This window comes from Candidatus Phytoplasma asteris (assembly GCF_038505995.1).
Lineage (GTDB): Bacteria > Bacillota_I > Bacilli_A > Acholeplasmatales > Acholeplasmataceae > Phytoplasma > Phytoplasma asteris.
This window is the reverse complement of record NZ_CP128414.1, coordinates 17791-39467: the sequence shown is the minus strand read 5'-3', so window position 1 is coordinate 39467 and position 21677 is coordinate 17791. Positions and strand designations below refer to the sequence as shown.

The following is a 21677-nucleotide window of genomic DNA, read 5'->3' as shown; positions in this document are numbered from 1 at the left end:
ATGAATAATTCCTTATATTTTGATAAACTACATGAAAATAACCAAACTAAAACTATTAAACAAACTATTAAAGCTTTGGAACAAGAAAAAGACATTTTAAAAGAAAACATTAAAAAAGATATTAAGGAAGAACAAATTAAAAATACTAATCAAATACAAACCAACAAAGACCAAATTTGGCAAATACATACAAATGATAAAACTGCTTTGGGAATTATTTTTTATAGTTTCAAAATCACAAACAATAATGACAATGAAAATGAAAAAACACCATCAATTAACAATTCAGAACAAAAAATATATTTTGCTCTTACTCCTAAAAATATAATACAACAAAACAACATTATAAAATTATCAAATCCCCAAGGAGAAGAATGGGGCACTATTCAAAATCAAGTATTAACTCAATATAATATTTTTACTCCCTTATTAAAAGATTTTGATATTATCACTTTTAAATCTCACAAACAATATATAATTACTCCTTTACAAAGACAAAAAAAATATCACCAAGGACAACCAATTCATTCTTTTTCTACAACTATACCACAAGCAATTGCCTTTCAACAAAGTCATATAAGTGAAGATATTGAAGTTAAAAATGAATTAGATGAAATATTTATTGCTATTTCTAGTCGTTGTAATTCCAACAATAAACAAACTATGTTTTGGACTGAAAAAGGCAATTTAATTGGTTTTTTAATAACTCCTGAAATAAAAAAAGAAAAAGGAATTAAATATATTAAAGCGATTCCTTCCATAAATTTTAATAAACCTATAATAAATGACGAACCTCCAATAATAAAACTTATCAATGCAATTATCAACCCCAATAATATAAATAATATAGTAGATAAAGATACAGAAACAAAGACAAAGACAAAGGAAAAAGAACCGCCCAACAACCAAATACTAAAAGACATCAATTTAATTACTTTATTTATCAATACTGGTTATAGCCTAGGAACAGGAATAATTGTTTACAAAGAACAAATAAATAACCACACCATATATTATGCACTAACTAATCGTCATGTAATTGAAAGTTTTTATCATACATCAAATCACCAAAAACAAATAACAATCAAAAACAATCAAGGATTAAACAAGCAAGCAAAACTATATGCTTTTATTAATAACAATCGTGAATACGACGATATAGCTATCATAACTTTTACTATTCCTAACTCCGATACTACTAAAAAATTAGATGAAGTTCTTGCCAAATACATTAATTTTGATAAAGATATACAAATACCTATCCATCAAGGAGAACAAGTTTGGGTATTAGGTTGCCAAAAAGGCTTACAAACTAACCAATTCCAAAAACCAACAAAACTAAAATGGAAACAATGGTATTTTGACCTAATGCCTCACCAAAGACCTCAATTTAGACAAAATTTATTTAAAACAGGAGTTATTGCTTTTCTCAATGAAAAAGAAATTAACTCTGATATGACGCTAGATTCAGGCAATAGCGGAGGACCTCTTTTTAATGCTGAAGGAAAATTAATAGGCATAAATAGGAGTTATCATAAAATTTTGCGTATTTCTCAATCAATTAACATTAACTACATCAAACAACAATTCTATACTTTACTCAAATCCAAAAAAGAAAACATAGCAAATAACAACCCAAATAATATTGCATTCCAAACGACTAACACTAATACAAATCATATTGAAAACGAACTTAACATCTTACAAAATGAAAAACTAAACGAACAAAAACCCCACATCCAAACCAACATCTTTTTAGAAGACCTCCATACTTATATAAAAGAACAGCCCGAACAAAAAATAATTTTTCAAAATAAAGACAACCAAGAAACTCTACTTACAATAAATTGTCATGGTTTAGAAACAATACAATTAGTTAATTTTGATACTCACAAATACAAGCAATTAGAAATTAGTTTAGCAAACACTAATCAATTTAGTATCTCTTTACAAATTCAAATTTTTGATTATAACAATAAAAAAAGTTATGAAGAAACAATTCAAATCCCTAAAATTGACATAGATAAAATGTTTTTATCATTTACTAAACAAACTTTTTCTTATAACAACATTTTAGAAAACCAAAAAAAGATTTTAGAAACTAATATCAAATTGGCAAAAACCACCTTCCAAAGCCCCACAAAACCAAATACTTTTTATAATCTTTTTGATAACAAAGAACAAATCATTAAAGAAGATATGTTAAAAACTATAGTTTTATGCCAAGATTATTACAATTCCCAAAATATCAACTTAGGAGTTATTATTGACAAAAAAACTGTAAATAATTCCGATAATACTTTTATATATACCGTCATTTTACAAAAAAATAGAACAAACCTAGACACTTCTTATCTCTTAGATGCTTTCCAAAATATTTGTAATGAAAACGTTAAAATAACTATCCAAACACCTTTTGGCTTACAAGATGAAAAAGGAAAATACAAAACCATAGCCACCCACAATAATCCTTTTAGCTACATAACTTTTGAATCTAGAACAAATTATCCTGTTTGTACTTTTGTTCCTGATAAAAAACTTTTATTAGGAGAAAAAATATATTTAATTAGTAATCATAATAACATCTCTGATAAAGCTTTAGCGCCTCATATTTTTCAAAGCCATTTAGCATTACTAGATAACCCAAACAGCCAAGCAATTACAATAGATAGTACTTTTTTAGAAAATTATTTTAACTTAGAAGAAAGCCTTTATTATAATAATTGGTTTGCCTTTGATTCTCAAGGAAATATAATTAATATTTGCTCTCAACAAGATATTTATCATCTACACAAAAGTCAATTTCCTTTTATTACATTTCCCAAAAATAATATTTTTCCAAATAAAATACTAAACATTACTAATGCCAAAATAGCAATATTTTTAATATGGACTTTTATTTGCATTATAGTTTTTGTAATAATAGATATCAAAAGTTTTAAAGATAAATACAGTATTGTATATAAATTACAATGTTTTTGTAATAATAGATATCAAAAGTTTTAAAGATAAATACAGTATTGTATATAAATTACAATGTTTTTTGTCTTTTTAGAACTAAATAAACAAAAAAGAGACTTAAAAAGTCTCTTTTTATCTTAATATCTTGTTTTTAGTATATTGATTTATTTTCCCACACTTCAACTTAACTTAAATTAGCATCTTTCAATAAAGTTTTAGTATATTGATGTTGAGGAAAGACAAAAATTCTTTAACATTTGCCATTTCTACTACATTACCATGATACATTACAGCACATCTATCACAAAAATACTTAACTATGGATAAATCATGAGAAATAAAGACAATAGTAAGTTTTAATTTTTCTTTCAATTCATTTAAAAGATTAAGAATTTGTGCCTGAATGGAAACATCCAAAGCAGAAACAGGTTCATCAGCAATAATTAAAGTAGGTTTTACAATTAAGGCTCTAGCAATTACAATTCTTTGTTTTTGTCCTCCTGAAAATTCATGAGGATAACGCGCCAAATCACTTTCTTGCAATCCTACTAATTTAATCATTTCCAAAACTTGTACTTTTCTTTGATTTTTATCTTTAATTCCTTGACAAATCAAACCTTTGAGGTGTGCCAAAAGTTTAGACACTTTTTACTTTTTAAAAACTCTTTAAGGCTAACTATTAAGTTAGTCTTTTTTTGTTTCAAGACTGAAAAATAATTTCATATCTTTTCTAAAAAACGTTTTTAGAGAGGAATTGAATGTTAAGACAAAAATTATTTAAAGATTTTTTAAAAAATAAAAAGAATTTAGAAATTCGTAATCAATTAATCGAACTTCATTTACCTTTAGTAAAAAAACTAGCTTATCATTTTAAGTATTACCCTAAAGTTTTAACTAAAGAGGATTTATATCAAGAAGGGATTTTAGGATTAATCAAATCCCTTAATAATTACCAAGATTTAGGTTATGATTTCATTGCTTACGCTACTCCAACCATTAAATCGGAAATCAATGAACTAATAAGAAAAAGCCATTCACCTTCAATCCCACAAAAAACAACCAAACCAAATAATATCAGTTTTAAAGAAGAACAATACAAACAACCTAATTGGGATAAAATCCTTAATCCACATCAATTATGGCTAAAACAAGTAAAACATGAATTATTAATAAAAAAACTAAAAACTAAACTAAGCAAAAATGAATTCAATGTTATTTGTTTAAGTTTTGGCATCTCGCTAGAAAATAACAACGAACCTAATCAACAACCTCTAACCAATCATGCAATCGCGCAAAAACTTAATTTAAAACTCTCCCAAATTGAAGATTTAAAAGATAATGCAATTAGAAAACTAAACCCAAATTATAAAAATAAGGAGAATAAAAAATGTTAAATAAAGTTCAATTAATTGGTAATATCGCTCATAACCTAGAAAAACAATATATCAATAGCAACAACGCACAAATACCTAAAATAGATTTCAATTTAGTAATTAATAATAAAGATAAAGTTCAATACATCCCTTGTGTCGTTTTTCGTAATCAAGCTGAAAACATGAGTACATATTTAAATAAAGGTTCAAAAATATATGCAGAAGGCGCATTATCCATCCAAAAATATACCACAAACGAAGGCCAAACACGAACCACACCCAAAGTAATTATTCAAAATGTCATTTTTTTAGACAACAAAACTAAATAATATTTACAAAATTAAGTCTCCAAAAGGGACTTTTTTTATAAACAAAAAGGAGAAAAAAATATGAATAAAAAAGAATTAATTAAATCAATAGCTGAGGTAAATAAAACCTCAATAACCCAAACCGAAGAGTTTTACAACTCATTTGAGAATGCTCTAATTAAAGCAATCACATCAAATGAAGAAGTGATTTTATCCTCTAAAATTGGTAAATTTATCTTAAAAACTAGAAAAGCCCACACAACCCCCGAAACTAAATTCATCATCAATAAACAAACAGGCAAAAAAACAGGAAAAAGAACTGGTAAAAACTTAAAAATACCCGCAAAAACGGTTGTTAGTTTTAAAATGTCAAAACCAATTAAAGATGAAGTCAAAAAACTTCAATTAAAATAAAAGGAGAAATAATATGAGCGATGCAATGACCGAAGCATACCGAGGAACTTACTTTAAAGACCGTTTAACTACCAAAACCCCCAAAGGTAAATGGCTAAATTTACATCATTCCAACAAAACCTTTAAAAATAAAAAGAAATTACCTAAAACCAAATGAATAAATTTTATAAAAATTATTAAGAAAGTAGGAAATAATGTGGATTTTTTCAATATTTACAATAATTAGTAATTTTATATTAAATTACACTAAAGGATTTACCGCTGCTGAAATCATGGAAAGAAGATTAGATGGAATCCAAACAACTCTATTTACAATATTAATCATTACTGGTTTTAAACCTATTTTCAAATTAATGACAAATATAATTGTTTTTATTAAACAAACTATTCTAAACCTATTTTTTCCTAATAAAAAACTTCAAACTTTAGAAATAAAAAATGCTAAACAAGAACAACAAGAACAATTATTACTTCAAAAACTAGAACAAATAAAGACTTCGCAAGAAGAAATATTATCCCAAATAGAACAACAAAAACATAAAGTAGCTATTTGGCAATCTAAAAAAGAAAGAAAAAGATTGTTAAAATCTCAAAAAACACACACACCAATCGGAAAGGAAAATCAAAATGACTGATTCTAATTTTACTATTGGTTTTGTATCTGGGGCATTATTTGTTACTGGTTTATGCTTTGTATTTAAATATCTCTTTTTCAGTTTCCTTCAACTATTCAATCCCAACGATACTTACCCAATTAAAAGAAAAACAAAAGAAAATGAAACGCCAAAATCAAATAATCAAAAAAATATAAAAGATTTAAAAAAGGATATCGATGAAAAATTTTCAAACCAACAAGAATATAAGGAAAATACCCCATTAGAAACCTTAATAAATCAAGAAAATAATTAAAAAAGAAAGGAAAATTAATTCAAATGAAAATTCAAAAAAACCCAAAAAATATTATTAATAAAAAAAATATCCTAACTAAAAGATATTTTTTCAATCTCTTTTTACTTTTAACAATGATAATTGCAACTACAGGAGGAATTGGTTATTATTTTTTTAAAAATCTAAAAAAACCTGTTTATGAAATTATTGTCAACAAAAACACTATATTTCAAACTGCGCTGTTGCATTTTTTTAGACAACTTTTGTCTCTAAAATTATTCTTTAAGACTAAAAATTAATAGATAATTTCATATCTTTTCAAACTAAAGAAATATTGTTTTCATTCAAAAAAGTGTCTAAAATTTTTTTGATAATTCTTTAGTTTCAAAAGATATTTTTTTAATATTTTATCTTTACACTATATAGTTAGGTAAAAAAAGTTAAAATTCCGTTAAGAAAATAAAAATATAATTATTTTTTTACGTAATTATGTTATTTTGGTCAAAAAAATGTGCAAAAAGAGAACCTCTTTTTCAAGGCTAAAACATTAAAATAAATTAAAAAATAAATTTATATAAGATTTTGGGAATATTGAGAAGGAGATGAATAATTTAATTTAGCTAAAATCCATTGATTGTTCCAAAATTTCGGAAAATGATTGATTATTTTTTTTAATTTTTTGGTTGATTTTTGAAATAAAAAAGGATGTTGATGTTGTAAGATAGTTTTCATTTGGCCGAAAAAGTTTTCAATTACAGCGTTATCGCGTGGAGTTGCTTTTCTTGACATACTGATTAAAAAACCTTTTTTCGTTAAAGTTTGTTGGACTTTTTGTGATTGATAAACTGTTCCTTGATCTGAGTGAATAATACAAGGTTCTTTTAATAGAGGTAATTTTTGGATGGTGTTTAAAACTAATTCTTTATTTTGATGTTTGGAAGTGTGGGAAGCGATAATTTGGTTGTTGAAAGAATCAATAATACAAGAAAAATATAAAAATCCTTGTGGAGTTTTGAAATAAGTGATATCTGTAAAGAGTTTTTGTAAAGGGGCTATTGATATAAAATCTTGATTAATTAAATTATATACTACTTTTAATTTAGTTTTTAAATTATTTTTATAATTATATTTATTTTTTTTAATTCTTAAACGACAGTTAATGTCGTTTTTTTTCATAATGGTGTAAACTTTTTTCTTGGTGATGAACTCGTTAAAGGTTTTTTGATATAAATCAGTGATTTTACGATGACCGTAAAAATATTGTTGGTGTAAACACAAAGCTTTAATGCGATTTTGTTGTAATAAATATTTTTCTTTTTTGGCTTTGATTTTGTTTTCTGCTTTCAACCAATAATAAGTGCTTCTTTTTGTTCGGATAGTTTTTAAAATGGTTGTTAAATTTAGTTTTTGATTAAATTGTTTAACTAATTCAAAAACTGTTTTTTTATCAGTTTTTTGATTTTTTTTCATTAGAGCTTGTAATAATTTATTTTTGTGGATTTCTTTTTCTATTATTTTTTCTATTTTTTTCATGATTTAAATATCGTTTCCCTTTTTTATATCATATACATAATCATTATAACTTTAAATGATTATATTTATTTAAAAAAGGGGGTCTCGCGCAACTGGGGGATTTTTATTTTTCTTCTTCTTTTGTTTTTGTTTGCTTATAATTTTTGTTAGCGCTTCAGCGCGTTAGGGATGTTGTTTGGTTAATTTTTAAAACATCTCTCTTTAATAATGGAAAGGGAAAATAGAGAGTTATTTATATATCGAAAAATAATAATGATAGATGAAAGATACAACGATAATTAAAATTAATAAATCAAATGATAGTAAAACGATGAGTTAAAATAAGTTTATTTATTTTATGTTTTTTATTTTGTTAAATTACTTTTATAATTAGGATGTGTTTTTTAACCCAATAACCTACTTTTCTTTTGATTAAAAATGCTTTGATGTGTTTTAAATCTTCTAATTGATAATAAATAATGTTTGCTTCTTTGTTATAGTTTGTTTTTATAGGGTTGTTATAATTATCTACTTTTTTTGTCATCTAATTTATATAATTTTAAAGTATCTAACTTGTCTATGTTTATTTTGCTAATCAATTCTTTAATATAGTCTTTTTGTTCGTTAAGATAATTAATTTGGAAGATAGGGAAATGCGTTTTAAAGGTATTATTTTGGCTTTTTGGGGGTGTTATGGGGTTGGTGAGGATTTGCGTAGGCGATAAAATCATAACCTAAATCTTCGTAATTAGCTAATGATTTTATTAATCCTAAAACCCCTTCTTGGTATAAATCCTCTTTAGTTAAAAATTTAGGGTAATATTTAAATTGATAAACTAGTTTTTTTACTAAAGGTAAATGAAGTTCGATTAATTGATCTCGAATTTCTAAATTCTTTTTATTTTTTAAAAAATCTTTAAATAATTTTTCTCTTAACATTTAATTCCTTTCTAAAAACATCTTTAGAAAAGATATGAAATTATTTTTTTAATCTTTGAAAATAAAAAAAGACTAACTTAATAGTTAGCATTAAAGAGTTTTTAAAAAGCAAAAAGTGTCTAAACTTTTGGAACACCTCACTTTTTTGAAATTTAAAAAAATATTTCCTTAGTTTGAAAAGATATGAAATTATCTACTTATTTTTAAGTCTTAAAGAATAATTTTAGAGAAAAAAGTTGTCTAAAAAAACGGAACAGCGCAAAGATTAACAAAAACTACTTTAGTTCTTCACGAAGGACATCGTTTATGGCATATGTACAACGCAGTAGTTAACGAAAACAAAGAATCAGCACCAATGATTACCAAAGAAACTTTAGATTCGTATTGTAACGACATAGAACACGATTTAGCCAAACTTGAAGCTGACAAAAAAGACTACCAAAAGAAACTAGAAGAATATAAAGATAAATTACAAAACGATAAAATCGAGGAGGCTTTTGGTCAATCAATTGAGGTAGTTAGAAAAATAGACAGTCAAGAAAAATCCGTAATTGATGAATATAAAAAAATTATTAAAGAATTAGATCACAAAAAAGACGAAATAGAAGATATTGATAAATTACGTATTGATAAATTTGCATTAGAAACGGACGAATTAGAATTTAAAATAAAAGAAAGAGATATAATAAGAGAAGAAATTCGTCAACAAAAACCTAATTAAGCTCGTGCTCAACAACGATTCCAACAAAAACGTCAAACTAAAATTCCTGAAATGGTTATGATTCCTAATAAATAAAACTTTTTTTAAATAATTTAATTTATAAAGTTGTATAATAATGATGTATTTAAATTTCAATATTTGATAATAATCACTATTATCAGAAGGGAAATGAAATTGATGAATACTAGTAATTTTTTCAAAAAACATTTAGTAACTATTATTATTACTTTTCTTATCGTATCAGTCATTATTAGTTTTTATCAAGAAAAAAAGAAATCAAAAAAGAAAAAGAAGAATTGTTTTCGTCAGAAGAAAAAATAGAAAATGATGATTCAAAAATGAGTTCTTCTAGAACTAAACGCGAAACTGAAAAACCTAAATTTACAATTACTGAAGCTCGTTTTGACCAAATAAAATCTTATGTATTTTCGGAAAACAACAATCAAAATTTATTACTTAATGATCTTTCTGAAAAAGAAAAAACTGAATGAGAAATAAAATAAAAGGAGTTTTAATTGATGTTTAAAATCAAAAATAATTTATTATTATTGAATGCATTTTTTGTATTTATTTTCTTAGGATTATTTTTAATTATTAATAATCAACAAGTAATGGCTGCCCCTAATGAAGAGTTTGTTGGCGATATGAGAATCGTTAATACAACTGTATCAAATATTGATATTCTTAAAAATCATGAAACATTTAAACAATATTTTGATTTTACGTTAACTGGTCCGCGTTATAACGGAAACACAGAAGAATTTGCAATTATTTGGAAAATTAAGAATCCACCTCGTAATTTATTAGGTGTTTTTTTTGATAATAGCACTAGAGATGATGAAGATGATAAATATACTTTAGAAGAATTAAAACAAATGGGTAATGGAGCTAAAAATATGTATATTTTTTGGCAATATGAATAAAAATAATTTTTATTAATTAAAAAAGGAGTTTCAATAATGTTTAAAATACAAAATCAATTTAAAATAATAAGTATTTATTTGTTTATTTTTTTGGGATTATTATTAGTTAATAATAATCTAGTAATGGCGAATAATGCAAATTCTAATGTCAATATACCCCGAAATAACAATGTTAACAACAATATATTAACACAAATCAGAACTTTGCATGATTTGTTGTTAAATGAAGCAAACTTATTTCAAGAACTTTATAATGCTACTAGAGATAATCTGCCACAAGATATAATAATTAATTTAAAAAATCAAATAAGAAATATACATATACAATCTGAAAATATTAGAATAAATATTCTTTCGAATCAATAATAAAATAACTCAAATATAAACAAGACCCTCTCTCCCAGGGTCTTTTTCTTTTATCCCCACACAACTGGCAAGGCCATTAAACCAAAAACCAAAGGAGGCAAAAATATATGAATCGAACCAAATCCTTAAAAAAGTTTTCTTAATCATTTCTTTATTAATCACTATTTTATTCGTTAAACCTATTTTTGCTCATAACTGTTTTCACAAACAAACAAATTCTAAAATCAAACTCGCTGACTACCAAACCCTTCAAGAAGAATGGTTAAATACCCAACCAAAAATGAAAAGATACGACATCAACGTTATAGAGAAAGAAGATATCCCTAATATATTAGAATATTTTAATATCCAAACTTCCACCTATAACCTCGAAGAACCCTCATACAACCCTTATGGACGTAAATTTTTCTTCAACAAATTAAAAAATCCTCCTTCAGGTCTCTTAGGGGTTTATTTCAAACCTAGAATCAATCCTTTTAACGAAAAATATTCTCATGAAGACGATGAATACACTTTAGAAGACCTTTTAAAATACGAAATCGCCATCGAAGAAGTGAGGTGTTCCAAAAGTTTAGTATTTTTATCAACTTTAAACTCTTTGACAACTTTTCCTTCTTGATTATAAAATTTCACTTTTAAAACTTGTGATTTAGGCCATAAAAGATAACCAAGTACACCACCTACTACTAATAATGCAAGTACTGTCCATGTAACAACCTTTTTTTGGTAAAATCTGTACAAAAATATTTTTTTAACGCACTAAAAAAATTCTTTACTTTTGATTTCCGATTTGCTTGATTGGCTTTTGGAACTCCTTTATTTTTCTTTGACATTTATTTTCCCTTTATTTCCTTTTCTTTTTATATGATTTTATATTTTATATAATATTGCAAAAATACTTTCTAATATTGTTTTATATAAATAGTAAAATTGCAGTAATTTTGGTATTTAAATATTGTATCAAGTATTTTAATATTTTAAAAATATAACACATGACACCAAATAAGTTAAGTTTTTTTAAAATTAAAAATAAAAATAAATATTTAGTATTATTTTGATATAAACTGAGATTTATAACAAAAATATTTAACAATTTAAAAATAAAACTAAAAAATAAAAATATATTTTAAAAACAAAAAAACTCAATATTTAAAAACTTAAAAAATTAAAAATACACTAAAAATAAAAAAATACAATTTTTTTGCTAAATTGCATCAAAAATACTTTAAAAGTATATTGACATTTTTTTATTAACCACCTAACACTTTTTAACCCCTTTATCTTTTTTTACAACAGCAATTTAAAAATAAAAAATATTGCTATTAACATCATTTTATCACAAAAAAAAGGAATTTTTTGCTCACTCATCTTTATATCATGATTGTTTTCCTTGAAATTTTATATAACAAAAAAAACCAACTTTTTAGAGTTGATCTTATAATTTTTCAAAATATTTAATTGTTTGATTTTAATAATTTGGCAATATTTTATCAAAAAGGGTTTTGGGCAAAAGGATAATAAAACCTATCATAAAGGCACAAAAGCCACACACCAAGCAAAAGAAGTGCCAATCCTAATAAAAAAGTAAACAAATCAAGAATACTAAAAGATTTTTCATAATACCAAGTTCTTGTTTTGTATTTACCAAAACGCCTCAATTGCATAGCATTAGTAATTACATCAATTTTATCTAAATTAAAGAAAATCAAAGGAGGAATAATAAGGGCAATTCTTTTAATATCTGCAATAATACGAGCCAAAAAATGAGTTTTTTTAACAACTTTAATACCTCGTGCTTGTTGATTGAGAGAAATATTTTTAAAATCTTTTTGAATTTCAGGAATATAACGAATAGTAAGGGCAAAAGCATAACTAATTTTATAACTAACCCCTAATTTATTTAAACTAGCAGCTAATTGACTGGGATTAGTAGTTATAATAAAGATTAAAAATAAAGGAATAATACAACAATATTTTAACAACACATTAAATTGATAAAATAATTGTTCTTGGGTTAAAAGATTAAAAAATAAAGGAATGGGGGTTTTGGAGTTATATATTTGAGTACCATAATTTCTAAAACAAAAAAAAATAATAATATTGTTTACAAACAAAAAAAAGAAAGTTCCTTTAACTACAAACGCTACTTGCTGCCATTTAATTTGAGCACACCAAAACAAAAACAAAGAAAAAAAGACAAGTCCTAACAAAAACCATACATGATAGACCATCATACAAGCAACTGAAACCAAAATTAAAAACAATAACTTAGTTGCTCCTTGGATTTTATAAATGAAAGTATTACCTGGTAAATATTGTAACATACTATTTGCCATAACAACAATCCTCCTTTAAAAAAGCCAACATTTGAGTTAACAAAACATTTTTTTGTTCTGATGTAAATGGCAATTTATTGATAAGAACAATCAAGCTGATAGGATTGAGAGAAGTTTTTTGCATTAAAGACATATCTGTAAAAATTTTTAAAGGAGTAGTATTTGCAATAATTTTTCCTTGTTCCAAAACCAAAGTTCTTTGAGTATAATTAAGCATTAAAGACATATCATGAGTAATAATTATAATGGTAATTCCTTTATTATTTAACTTTTGTAAAAAAGTCATAATTTGTGTGTGATGTTTTAAATCTTGTCCTATGGTAGGTTCATCCAAAATAAGAATTTGGGGTTGCATCACTAAAATAGAAGCAATGGTAAGTCTTTTTTTTTGTCCAAAACTAAGAGCAGAAATAGGCCAGTTAACAAAACAATCCAAATTACAAGTTTTCAAAATGGCATGCACTTTGGTTTTTATTTCAGTTAATGAAAGTTGTTTTCCTAAAAGCCCCAATGCTACTTCTTCAAAAACAGTTTTTTGAGAAATCATATGGTGGGGATTTTGCATGACAAAACCAATTTTTTCTGATCTTTGTTGTAAAGACAAATGTGTTAAATCTTGATTATTTAATAAAATAGTTCCTGTTTGAGGATTAGAAAAACCACAAATAACTTTGGCTAAAGTAGATTTACCACTACCATTTTTACCAACAATACTAATCATTTTTCCTGGAAATAAATCCAAAGAAATGTCATTTAAAATATTGGGTTGTTTGGATTCATAGTGATAAGAAATATTTTGTAATTGCAAAATGGGGCAAAATGGGGCAAATTGTTTGGGAAAAAAAGGCAATAATTGAGTTGGGTCGTTTTGAGAAATAGCACATTTTTTTAAATTTGTTAATTGATTGGAAAAATATTGAACAAAATCTAAGGATTGTAAGGCAGGCAAATTTAATAAATAAGGAAGGCTTCCCAAATTGATACCAACCTTTTTCAAAGCACTAATATAAGTTGGTTCTTGGATACCTTGTTTAGTTAAAATATTTTCTAAAATTAATTTTTGGGGAGAATTGTCATAAATAATTTTTTCATCTTCAAATACTATTACCCTATCAAAAGAATCATCTAAAATATCTTCTAAATAATGTTCGATAACTAAAATAGTCGAATGGTATTTTTGATGAATAGTTTTTATTAAAGCAGTCATTTTGGCTCTTGAAACAGGATCAAGATTGGATAGAGATTCATCAAATAACAAAATAGAAGGATTATAAATTAAAACTCCTGCCATCGATGCTAATTGCTTGTGACCTTCAGAAAGTTCTTGTGGTTTGTAATCTAAAAAGGATTGCAATCCTAAATCTTGTGCCCACATATTTACTTTTTGATATATTTCACTTTGAGGCAAATCATCATTTTCCAAGGCAAAAGCTATATCTTCTGCTACTGTTAAACCTACAAATTGATTATCTGTATCTTGCATAATGGTACCCACATCCAAAGATAGATCAAATATATTGGTTTGTGTCAAGACTTTATCCTTAATAATAGCAGTACCTGTAATTTTTCCTTGATAACTATGAGGAATCAAACCATTAATACATTTTAAAAAAGTAGATTTACCGCTACCATTTTTGCCCACAATCAAAACTTTTTGTCCTTCATAAATAGTTAAATTAATTTGATTTAGAGTTGGTGTTTGTTGACTATAATATTGAAAACTAAAATCTTTAAAAATGATTAATGGTTTTGGCATAAAGTTCCTCTTTGAAGTTATAAAATAAAAAAATTGATTAAGGATGTTTAAAAATATTTAAGAATTATTAATTTTAATTAAAGTAGCTTGTTTAGTGTAATGACAAGAATACATAGACATTAATTTAATTCCTACTACACTATAAGCTAAAATATTAGAAATTACTATCAAAAAACTTTGTAAATAAACTAGTTTAGGTGGTTGTCCGTAAATCAATAAATCACTTTGAGGAGCAAAAAAACCCCAAATTATAAAATTAAAAGCAACCTGATAAAGCCAAAAGTAAACAATTTTTTTCTTGGTAAACACTTGATATTTAAGATCAATTATTTTATGTGGCAATCCGTAAATAAATCCAATAAGAGCAGAGCATAAAACCCAATTCCAAGAAACATTTCCAAACAAAATAAAATCTTTAATGGTGTTTCCTATAAGTCCTACATAAAAACCAACCGCAGGACCAAAAGCAACAGCAATGAAAGCTAAAAAAGCGACTGAAGTTTCAATACTTACATTAAATCCCACAGGAATAGAGGCAAAACAACTTAAAACAAAAAATATCGCAGCACTCAGTCCTATAGTAACAGTTTTTTTAATAGAATCATCTTTTGACATTGGTTAGTTCCTTTAATAAATGGTTTGGGTTTGGAAAATATTAGTGGGTTGGGGTTTTGCTTGTAATGTTTTTTAATTTCAAAGCTTAAATTATTCATTTATAGTTTTATTTAAATTTTTTATTTTTTGTTGGGATTTAGCGGATTAGAATTGTTTTTACTTTCTAACAATTTTTTATATTGCTTACAATAACTTTCATATTTCTTTTTTTCAATTTCAATTTTGGCACTTGCGGCTTTTTGCAAGAAAGATGGATTATTTAAAATGGTTTCACTTCTTTTAATTTCTTTAAGAAGGGTATTTTTTTGTTGTAAAAAATTACTTTCAAATTTGGTTTCATTAAGTTCGTTTAGGGTTTTGCGGTCAATATAAAGACTTAAATTTTTTTCAATTAACCAAATAGTTTTTTTTGAATTGGTAACTTTGTTAGTAATTTTAATTTGTAAAGTTTTGAAAAATTTTTCTAAAGCTTGTTGCAAATTTACGAAATCTTGGAGGATAGTTGAAAATTGAGATGCAACTTCTAATTCTAAATTTAATTTACAATTGATATTGGATTCTTGTCTTAAATGACGTGTTTTAATAATTAAGTTTTTAAGATTTTCAAAATCAGCTAAGGCATCTAAATTACAATAAGAAGTTTTTTGCAAAGTGGTTTGAGTAATGTTCGTTTTATTGTCAAAATTTTCATAAAGAGCATCAGTTACAAAAGGAATAAAAGGATGTAAGAGTTGCAAAATATGTTTCATCATATAAACTAAAAATTTTTGACTGTTGTGCAAGTTTGTTAAATTGGAGTTATTCTGATCTAAATCATGTTTGGCAAATTCTAAATGCCAATTAGCAAAATCTTCCCAAACAAAGTGATATAAAATTTTTCCAATTTCTTTTAATTCATATTTTTGATATAAATTTGTTACTTTTTGAGTTGTTAAATGCAATTGTGTTAAAAGGGCTTTTTGGGTCAAAGTCAAAAGATTGATATCAAAATCAGTGTCTAAGGTGCTGGTATTTAATTTTACAAAACGACTAATATTCCACAATTTATTAATAAAATTCCAAGATGAAGCAACTTTAGTCTCATCATAGAATAAATCAAACCCAGGAGCAGCGTTAGTAGTTAAAAACCATCTAAGAGCATCGGTACCATATTTGGCAACAACTTCCAAAGGATCAACACCATTACCTTTTGATTTAGACATTTTTTGTCCTTTGTTATCTCTTACTAAACCATGTAATAAAACATCTTTAAAAGGGTCTTTGTGGGTTAATAAAATACTTTGAAAAACCATTTTTGATACCCAAAAAGTTAAAATGTCATAGCCTGTTACTAAAACATCAGTAGGAAAACGATTTTGAAATAAAGGGGCATTGCAATTAGGCCATCCCAAAGTGCTAAAAGGCCACAAAGCAGAAGAAAACCAAGTATCCAAAACATCACAATCAAGGCTCCATTCTGGACCAGGACTTTCTATTTGAACTTTAATTTCTTGTCCTTTATGCCAAGCAGGAATTTGATGACCCCACCATAATTGACGCGAAATACACCAGTCTTCGATATTTTGGAGCCAATTATTAAAAATATTTTCAAAACGAAGCGGAAAAAAATTGATTTTGTTCGTTTTTAAAGCAATTTGGGCGATGGCTTTGGTTTTTAAAAACCATTGTAAAGAAAGACGCGGTTCGATGATGGCATCCGAAATACTTGAATATCCTACTTTATGAAGGTGATTTTCGGTTTTTGTAAAAAATCCTTTTTGTTTAAGAGTTTGCACTAACTTTTGACGACAAACAAAGCGGTCTAATCCTTGATATTGCAAGGCTAAGTCGTTCATAGTGCCATCTTCGTTCATGCATAATAAAGCTTTTAATTGATGTCTTTTAGCTACTTCAAAATCATTAATATCATGTCCAGGTGTCACTTTTACAACTCCTGTACCAAAATTAATATCTACGTAATTATCACTAATAACAGGAATTTGGATGTTAGTATCAGGAATAAAAACTTTTTTGCCAATAAAAGATTGATATCTAGGGTCGTTAGGATTTACCATTAAAGCTTGATCGGCAAACATGGTTTCGGGGCGAGTGGTTGCAATTTCTAAAAAAGAAGGAACCAAAGAAGCGTCAGACAAATTGGAATTAGTTGGAAAATCAACCAAAAAATATTTAATATAATATAATTTTCCTTCAGTTTCATGGTAATTTACTTCTACATTAGAAAGGGCTGTTTTAGTTTCGGGGTCCCAATTAATAATTTTATAATCTCTGTAAATTAATTTTTTTTGGTATAATTTGACAAAAACTTCTTGAACTGTTTGGCTCAAATCAGGATCAAGGGTAAATTTTTCAAAATTATAATCTAGATGCAGCCCTAAAACTTGCCATTGTTGCCTAATATTTTGGGCATGTTTTTCTTTCCACTGCCACGCATATTTTAAAAAAATTTCTTTACTTAAAGTTTTGGTCAAAAGCCCTTCTTGTTTTAATTGTTCTTTAACTTTATTTTGAGTGGCAATTCCTGCATGATCCATCCCAGGCAAAAAGAGCACATCAAAGCCTTGCATTTTTTTAAATCTTATAATAATATCTTGAATGGTGTTATTCCAAGCGTGTCCCAAATGCAGTTTTCCTGTTACATTGGGAGGCGGAATTACAACAGTAAAAGTTTTTTTGTTGGCGTTTGGATTGGCACAAAAATATTTTTTTTCTAACCATTGTTGGTATCTTTGATGTTCTACTTTTTTAAAATCATATTTAGTTTGCATAAAAGCTAGCTTCTTTCTATTTTCTTTTTTTAGGGTTGAAGTTTTTGGGTTTTAAAAGTTTTTTGGGGGTTATGTTTGGGGTTTTGGGAATGTTTAAATGGATTGGAGGAAATAAAAAAAATTACAAATTTTTTTGCAAAGTGAAAAAGTTGGAAAAACTAAAAATAAAAGAGCCAAAAAATAAGGGACTCCTTTTTTAATCATTGGCATTTGGATCCATTAATTGACTTAAAAACAGTTTTAATTCTTCCAGCCCTTCTTGTTGTTTTGAAGAAATCAAAAAAAAATATTTAATCTGGGGAAAGTGATTAACAAGCATTTTTAATTGTTTGGGAACAAGATTTTTTTTAACTTTATCCTTTTTAACAAATAACAAGACGACCTCAAAACCCGCTTGCAAAAGAGCTTGATGGATTCTATCGTCTTCTTGGGTAGCACCCACTTTAAAATCAATTAGCTGAAAGACTGCTTTGAGATGAGAAGTTTGTTCCAAAAAAGAAATAATCATCGGCAATAACTGCTTTTGAATTTCTTTACTTTTTTTAGCATAACCGTATCCAGGAGTATCGATCAAATAAAAAGATTCGTTAATGTCATAGTAGTTTAGGGTGATGGTTTTGCCAGGCGTTTGAGAAATTTTAGCTAATTTTTTTCTTTGAGTTAAAGCATTGATGAAAGTGCTTTTGCCAACGTTGCTTCTGCCCATTAAAACAATTTCGGGTTGTTTTTTCAAAGGAATATCTTTAAAATGGACAATACTACGCACAAAAGTGGCTTTTTTAATCATTTTGGTTTTTCCTTTTCTTTGCTTTTGTCTATAATTGTTTGCGATTGGTGATTTTGGGAAATTTTTGAAGGTGGTTTACAAATATTATTATAGCAAATTATTATTTTTGTTGCTTTATATTTTGTGATATCGTTTTATAATAATATTTTTTTGATAAAATAACAATAGTGATAATGATAATAATGTTGAATTGATCTTTTGCAAAACATTTAAAAAATAAACAATTAATTAATAATAAAAGGGCAAAATGAGGTTTTTAATTTGGAACAAACAAATAACATACATTTAATTTGGGGAAAACAAAGGTTTTTTCTAGAAAAAAAAATAAAAAAAATAATTAATATTTGTAAACAAAAACAATTAGATGTAGTTTATTATTGTATGCAAAAAGATCTTGTAACAGAGCTGCAAAAAGAACTACAAACCACTTCTTTGATTGAAAGCGCATGGAAAAAAGTAGTTTTGGTGGATCACAGTGAAATTTTATTTCAAAAAAAACCTCAAGAAATGGCTTTTTTAATTTCTTATTTACAAAATCCTTACAACAATTTAGATTTATATTTTTTTGCAGAAAAAACAACTAAAGCATCTGAAGTTCAAAAAATTTGGGAAAAATATTGTCTTTGCAAAACGACAAACAGTTTGGAGAAAAAAGATTTTTTTAAATATATCATGGAAGTTTTTCAAAAAGATGGTTTTCAAATTGATACCAAAGCTATCCAAGAATTAGTGAGCAAAACTAACTATAATCTTTATTTATTACATCAAGAAATAACAAAAATCAAATTATTTCAATCAAATGATAAAAATATAACTTGTCAATTGGTGCAAAAAATCAATGCTTTTAAAGAAAATGACAATATTTTTGGATTAATTAATCTTTTTTTAAAACAAAATTATATTGATGCTTATCAAATGTATCAAACATTAAAAACGCAAAAAATCAATGCTTTTCATGTTATAAATCAATTAACTCATAAAATTAAAGAATTGTTATTGGTAAAAGAAATGTTGCAACAAAAAAAAAACCCAGAAGAAGTGCAAAAAGTTTTGCCAGTTTCACAAGGAAAAGTATTTTTTTTAATGAAAGAAGCAAAATTGATTGAAACGCAAAAATTAAATACACTGTTTTTAGATTTAATAGAATTAGAATATCAAATTAAAATGGGTGCTGTAAATAAAGATATCGGTTTGGAAATGTTTTTATTGGGTAAGCAAAAGGTTTTTTTGTAATTTGAAAACTAAGCACATAACTTACAATTTTTTGACGGTCACAAAGGTTTTAAGATTTGTAAAATTTCTTCTTGAGTAATTGTTCCTTGCCTTAAAATAACTGGTTGAAAAGTGTTTAGATCAACAATAGTTGAAGATATTTTTAAAATCGGGTGATAGTTTTGATAAATTAAGGCGACTTTATTGTAATAAATATTAAAAATAGTTTGGTAATCATTTAGTGGAGGATGATTGCTTTGATTAACAGAAGTGGTCTTTAAAGGACCATTTTTTTTTAAAATTTCCAAAGCTAAAGGATGATTGGGGATTCTTATTCCTAAAGTTTTTGCCTTTGTTTTAGAAAAATATTTCAAAGTGGTAGGCAGAATTAAAGTTAAAGGGCCTGGCCAAAAATGCAGAGCTAATTTAAGGCTTTGGGGACTAAATTGGACCAATTTTTTTGCTTGTTGTAAAGATGCACACAAAACAACAATACTTTTATTTAAAGGTCTTTTTTTAATTTGATAAATGCAATTGAGTCCTTTTTTATCATATAATTTAGCGCCCATACCATAAACTGTATCGGTTGGAAAAATAATAATATCTTTTGGTTTCACAATAATTCCTTTATTTATCTTTATTTATCTTAAACTGGTTTTTTTAATTGAATTGTTTTTATTTTGGTTTTTTAAAAGAAATTGCATCAAAACTAACTTTGGGCAAGTTGTTCTTTTTGGGCTTCATGAATCAAAGGTTCAATAACTAAATCGAGTTTACCTTCCATAATAATATCTAATTTTTGTAAAGTAAGTCCAATTCTGTGATCTGTTATACGATTTTGGGGGTAATTGTATGTTCTTATTTTTTCGCTTCTTTCACCAGTTCCTACTAAATTTTTTCTGTGTTTGTTTTCTTCTTCTTGTTTAGCGGTTAACATTTGATTATAAATGCGTGTTTTTAAAATGGTAAATGCTTTATCTTTGTTTTCGTGCTGGCTTTTTCCTTCTTGACAAGCAACACTAATTCCCGAAGGTATATGAGTAAGTCTAACAGCTGATTTAGTAGTGTTTACTGATTGTCCACCAGGTCCGCTAGAATTAAAAGTGTCGGTGCGAATGTCATGCCAATCAATTTTTAATTCTAATTCTTCTGCTTCGGGAACTACCAAAACAACAGCAGTAGAAGTGTGAATTCGCCCTTGGGCTTCGGTAGCAGGAACACGTTGGACGCGATGCACACCTGATTCATACTTTAAAAAAGAATAAATATTTTTTCCAGAAATTAAAAGTTCTACGGAAGAAAGACCGCCTTTAATGCTGGGATTTAGATTGAGGATTTCGACTTTCCATTTTTTGCTTTCGGCGTATTTAACATAGGTTCGTAATAAATCAGCTGCAAAAAGATTCGCTTCGTTGCCACCAGATGCACCTTTAATTTCTAAGACAACATTTTTTTTATCAAAAGGATCTTGGGGTAAGAGCAAAATTTTTAATTGATCTAAGGTAGTTTTTTTTTCTGACAAAATAGTATCTTTTTCTTGGTGTGCTAAAAGCAATAATTCTTGATCTTGTTGGGTTTCTAAAATTGTCTGTATTTGAGTAAATTCGGTTTCTAAATTTAAGTATCGGTTAAAAAGTTCTACTGTGGGTTCTAATTTTGATAAATTTTTTAAAATGTCAATTTTTTGGTTTATGTTTTGTTCGTTTAACAAAAGTTTTTGTAAATCTTGATATTTTTGTTTTATTATTTTTAATCTGTCAAGCATATTTACCTCTTTGTTTTTTAAAAAAGAATGGGG

General features: G+C 26.4%; 24 protein-coding genes and 1 pseudogene. 14 read left to right on the top strand and 11 right to left on the bottom strand.

Going from position 1 to position 21677, the window contains the following annotated elements; translation table 11 throughout:
* On the top strand, positions 1 to 3006 hold the full coding sequence (locus QN326_RS00205; protein WP_342386591.1) for a serine protease: 3006 nt from the start codon (positions 1 to 3) through the stop codon (positions 3004 to 3006).
* Between the two features lie 159 nt (positions 3007 to 3165).
* On the opposite strand, the gene QN326_RS00200 is transcribed toward QN326_RS00205, so the two are convergent.
* Positions 3166 to 3606: an ATP-binding cassette domain-containing protein gene (locus QN326_RS00200; protein ID WP_342386590.1), complete on the bottom strand. Its 441-nt coding sequence runs from the start codon at positions 3604 to 3606 to the stop codon at positions 3166 to 3168.
* 113 nt (positions 3607 to 3719) lie between these two features.
* Between QN326_RS00200 and QN326_RS00195 the strand changes: the two genes are divergently transcribed.
* Genes QN326_RS00195 through QN326_RS00165 form a run of 7 tightly spaced genes read left to right on the top strand, consistent with a single transcriptional unit; the run spans position 3720 to position 6243 of the window.
* On the top strand, positions 3720 to 4355 hold the full coding sequence (locus QN326_RS00195; protein ID WP_342386589.1) for a sigma-70 family RNA polymerase sigma factor: 636 nt from the start codon (positions 3720 to 3722) through the stop codon (positions 4353 to 4355).
* Positions 4349 to 4663 (top strand): single-stranded DNA-binding protein, encoded by a 315-nt coding sequence (locus tag QN326_RS00190; RefSeq protein WP_342386588.1) that lies wholly within the window; start codon positions 4349 to 4351, stop codon positions 4661 to 4663. Before QN326_RS00195 ends, QN326_RS00190 begins: the two co-directional genes overlap by 7 nt.
* Before the next feature lie 60 nt (positions 4664 to 4723).
* Positions 4724 to 5056, top strand: coding sequence for an HU family DNA-binding protein (locus QN326_RS00185; RefSeq protein WP_341833776.1), 333 nt, complete (start codon positions 4724 to 4726; stop codon positions 5054 to 5056).
* A 13-nt stretch (positions 5057 to 5069) separates the two neighbouring features.
* Positions 5070 to 5213, top strand: coding sequence for a hypothetical protein (locus QN326_RS00180; protein ID WP_342386587.1), 144 nt, complete (start codon positions 5070 to 5072; stop codon positions 5211 to 5213).
* A gap of 37 nt (positions 5214 to 5250) precedes the next feature.
* Entirely contained in the window at positions 5251 to 5691 is a 441-nt protein-coding gene (locus tag QN326_RS00175) for a hypothetical protein (protein WP_342386586.1), read from the top strand.
* Positions 5684 to 5965, top strand: coding sequence for a hypothetical protein (locus QN326_RS00170; protein WP_342386585.1), 282 nt, complete (start codon positions 5684 to 5686; stop codon positions 5963 to 5965). The genes QN326_RS00175 and QN326_RS00170 overlap by 8 nt, the downstream gene beginning before the upstream one ends.
* Positions 5966 to 5988: 23 nt before the next feature.
* Entirely contained in the window at positions 5989 to 6243 is a 255-nt protein-coding gene (locus QN326_RS00165; RefSeq protein WP_342386584.1) for a hypothetical protein, read from the top strand.
* Between the two features lie 271 nt (positions 6244 to 6514).
* On the opposite strand, the gene QN326_RS00160 is transcribed toward QN326_RS00165, so the two are convergent.
* From QN326_RS00160 to QN326_RS04145, 3 genes and pseudogenes are all read right to left on the bottom strand, one after another.
* On the bottom strand, positions 6515 to 7477 hold the full coding sequence (locus QN326_RS00160; protein WP_342386583.1) for an IS3 family transposase: 963 nt from the start codon (positions 7475 to 7477) through the stop codon (positions 6515 to 6517).
* Between the two features lie 352 nt (positions 7478 to 7829).
* Positions 7830 to 8000 (bottom strand): hypothetical protein, encoded by a 171-nt coding sequence (locus QN326_RS00155; protein WP_238568768.1) that lies wholly within the window; start codon positions 7998 to 8000, stop codon positions 7830 to 7832.
* Between the two features lie 25 nt (positions 8001 to 8025).
* A pseudogene (locus tag QN326_RS04145) lies at positions 8026 to 8395 on the bottom strand (sigma-70 family RNA polymerase sigma factor); the annotation flags it as partial.
* A gap of 313 nt (positions 8396 to 8708) precedes the next feature.
* On the opposite strand from QN326_RS04145, the gene QN326_RS00145 reads away from it, so the two are divergent.
* From QN326_RS00145 to QN326_RS00125, 5 genes are all read left to right on the top strand, one after another.
* Positions 8709 to 9116, top strand: coding sequence for a hypothetical protein (locus QN326_RS00145; RefSeq protein ID WP_342386582.1), 408 nt, complete (start codon positions 8709 to 8711; stop codon positions 9114 to 9116).
* Positions 9117 to 9412: 296 nt separating this feature from the next.
* Positions 9413 to 9607 (top strand): hypothetical protein, encoded by a 195-nt coding sequence (locus QN326_RS00140; protein WP_342386581.1) that lies wholly within the window; start codon positions 9413 to 9415, stop codon positions 9605 to 9607.
* 27 nt (positions 9608 to 9634) lie between these two features.
* Complete coding sequence (locus QN326_RS00135; RefSeq protein WP_342386580.1) at positions 9635 to 10039, top strand: SVM family protein; 405 nt, start codon at positions 9635 to 9637, stop codon at positions 10037 to 10039.
* A gap of 36 nt (positions 10040 to 10075) precedes the next feature.
* Positions 10076 to 10405 carry an SVM family protein gene (locus QN326_RS00130; RefSeq protein WP_342386579.1) on the top strand — a complete coding sequence of 110 codons (330 nt, stop codon included), beginning with the start codon at positions 10076 to 10078 and terminating at the stop codon, positions 10403 to 10405.
* A gap of 280 nt (positions 10406 to 10685) precedes the next feature.
* Positions 10686 to 11024 carry a hypothetical protein gene (locus QN326_RS00125; RefSeq protein ID WP_342386578.1) on the top strand — a complete coding sequence of 113 codons (339 nt, stop codon included), beginning with the start codon at positions 10686 to 10688 and terminating at the stop codon, positions 11022 to 11024.
* Between the two features lie 871 nt (positions 11025 to 11895).
* Here the strand turns inward: QN326_RS00125 and QN326_RS00120 are convergent.
* The 5 genes from QN326_RS00120 to yihA all read right to left on the bottom strand — a co-directional run bounded on the left by QN326_RS00120 (position 11896) and on the right by yihA (position 18667).
* Complete coding sequence (locus QN326_RS00120; RefSeq protein WP_052177933.1) at positions 11896 to 12741, bottom strand: energy-coupling factor transporter transmembrane component T family protein; 846 nt, start codon at positions 12739 to 12741, stop codon at positions 11896 to 11898.
* Positions 12731 to 14497 carry an ABC transporter ATP-binding protein gene (locus QN326_RS00115; RefSeq protein ID WP_342386577.1) on the bottom strand — a complete coding sequence of 589 codons (1767 nt, stop codon included), beginning with the start codon at positions 14495 to 14497 and terminating at the stop codon, positions 12731 to 12733. The genes QN326_RS00120 and QN326_RS00115 overlap by 11 nt, the downstream gene beginning before the upstream one ends.
* A 57-nt stretch (positions 14498 to 14554) precedes the next feature.
* On the bottom strand, positions 14555 to 15112 hold the full coding sequence (locus QN326_RS00110; RefSeq protein ID WP_034172149.1) for an ECF-type riboflavin transporter substrate-binding protein: 558 nt from the start codon (positions 15110 to 15112) through the stop codon (positions 14555 to 14557).
* A 119-nt stretch (positions 15113 to 15231) separates the two neighbouring features.
* Entirely contained in the window at positions 15232 to 17880 is a 2649-nt protein-coding gene (locus QN326_RS00105) for a valine--tRNA ligase (RefSeq protein ID WP_342386576.1), read from the bottom strand.
* A 196-nt stretch (positions 17881 to 18076) separates the two neighbouring features.
* A complete protein-coding gene (gene yihA, locus QN326_RS00100) occupies positions 18077 to 18667 on the bottom strand; it encodes a ribosome biogenesis GTP-binding protein YihA/YsxC (protein WP_011160392.1) in 591 nt (196 codons plus the stop codon).
* 261 nt (positions 18668 to 18928) lie between these two features.
* Between yihA and holA the strand changes: the two genes are divergently transcribed.
* Positions 18929 to 19900, top strand: a complete 972-nt coding sequence (gene holA, locus QN326_RS00095; protein WP_342386575.1) for a DNA polymerase III subunit delta — start codon at positions 18929 to 18931, stop codon at positions 19898 to 19900.
* 38 nt (positions 19901 to 19938) lie between these two features.
* Here holA and QN326_RS00090 read toward each other — a convergent pair whose 3' ends face one another.
* The gene (locus QN326_RS00090) at positions 19939 to 20496 is read right to left on the bottom strand and encodes an L-threonylcarbamoyladenylate synthase (protein ID WP_034172151.1); all 558 of its coding nucleotides are present in this window, start codon (positions 20494 to 20496) and stop codon (positions 19939 to 19941) included.
* A 92-nt stretch (positions 20497 to 20588) separates the two neighbouring features.
* Entirely contained in the window at positions 20589 to 21644 is a 1056-nt protein-coding gene (gene prfA, locus QN326_RS00085; protein ID WP_342386574.1) for a peptide chain release factor 1, read from the bottom strand.
* Positions 21645 to 21677 lie beyond the last annotated feature (33 nt).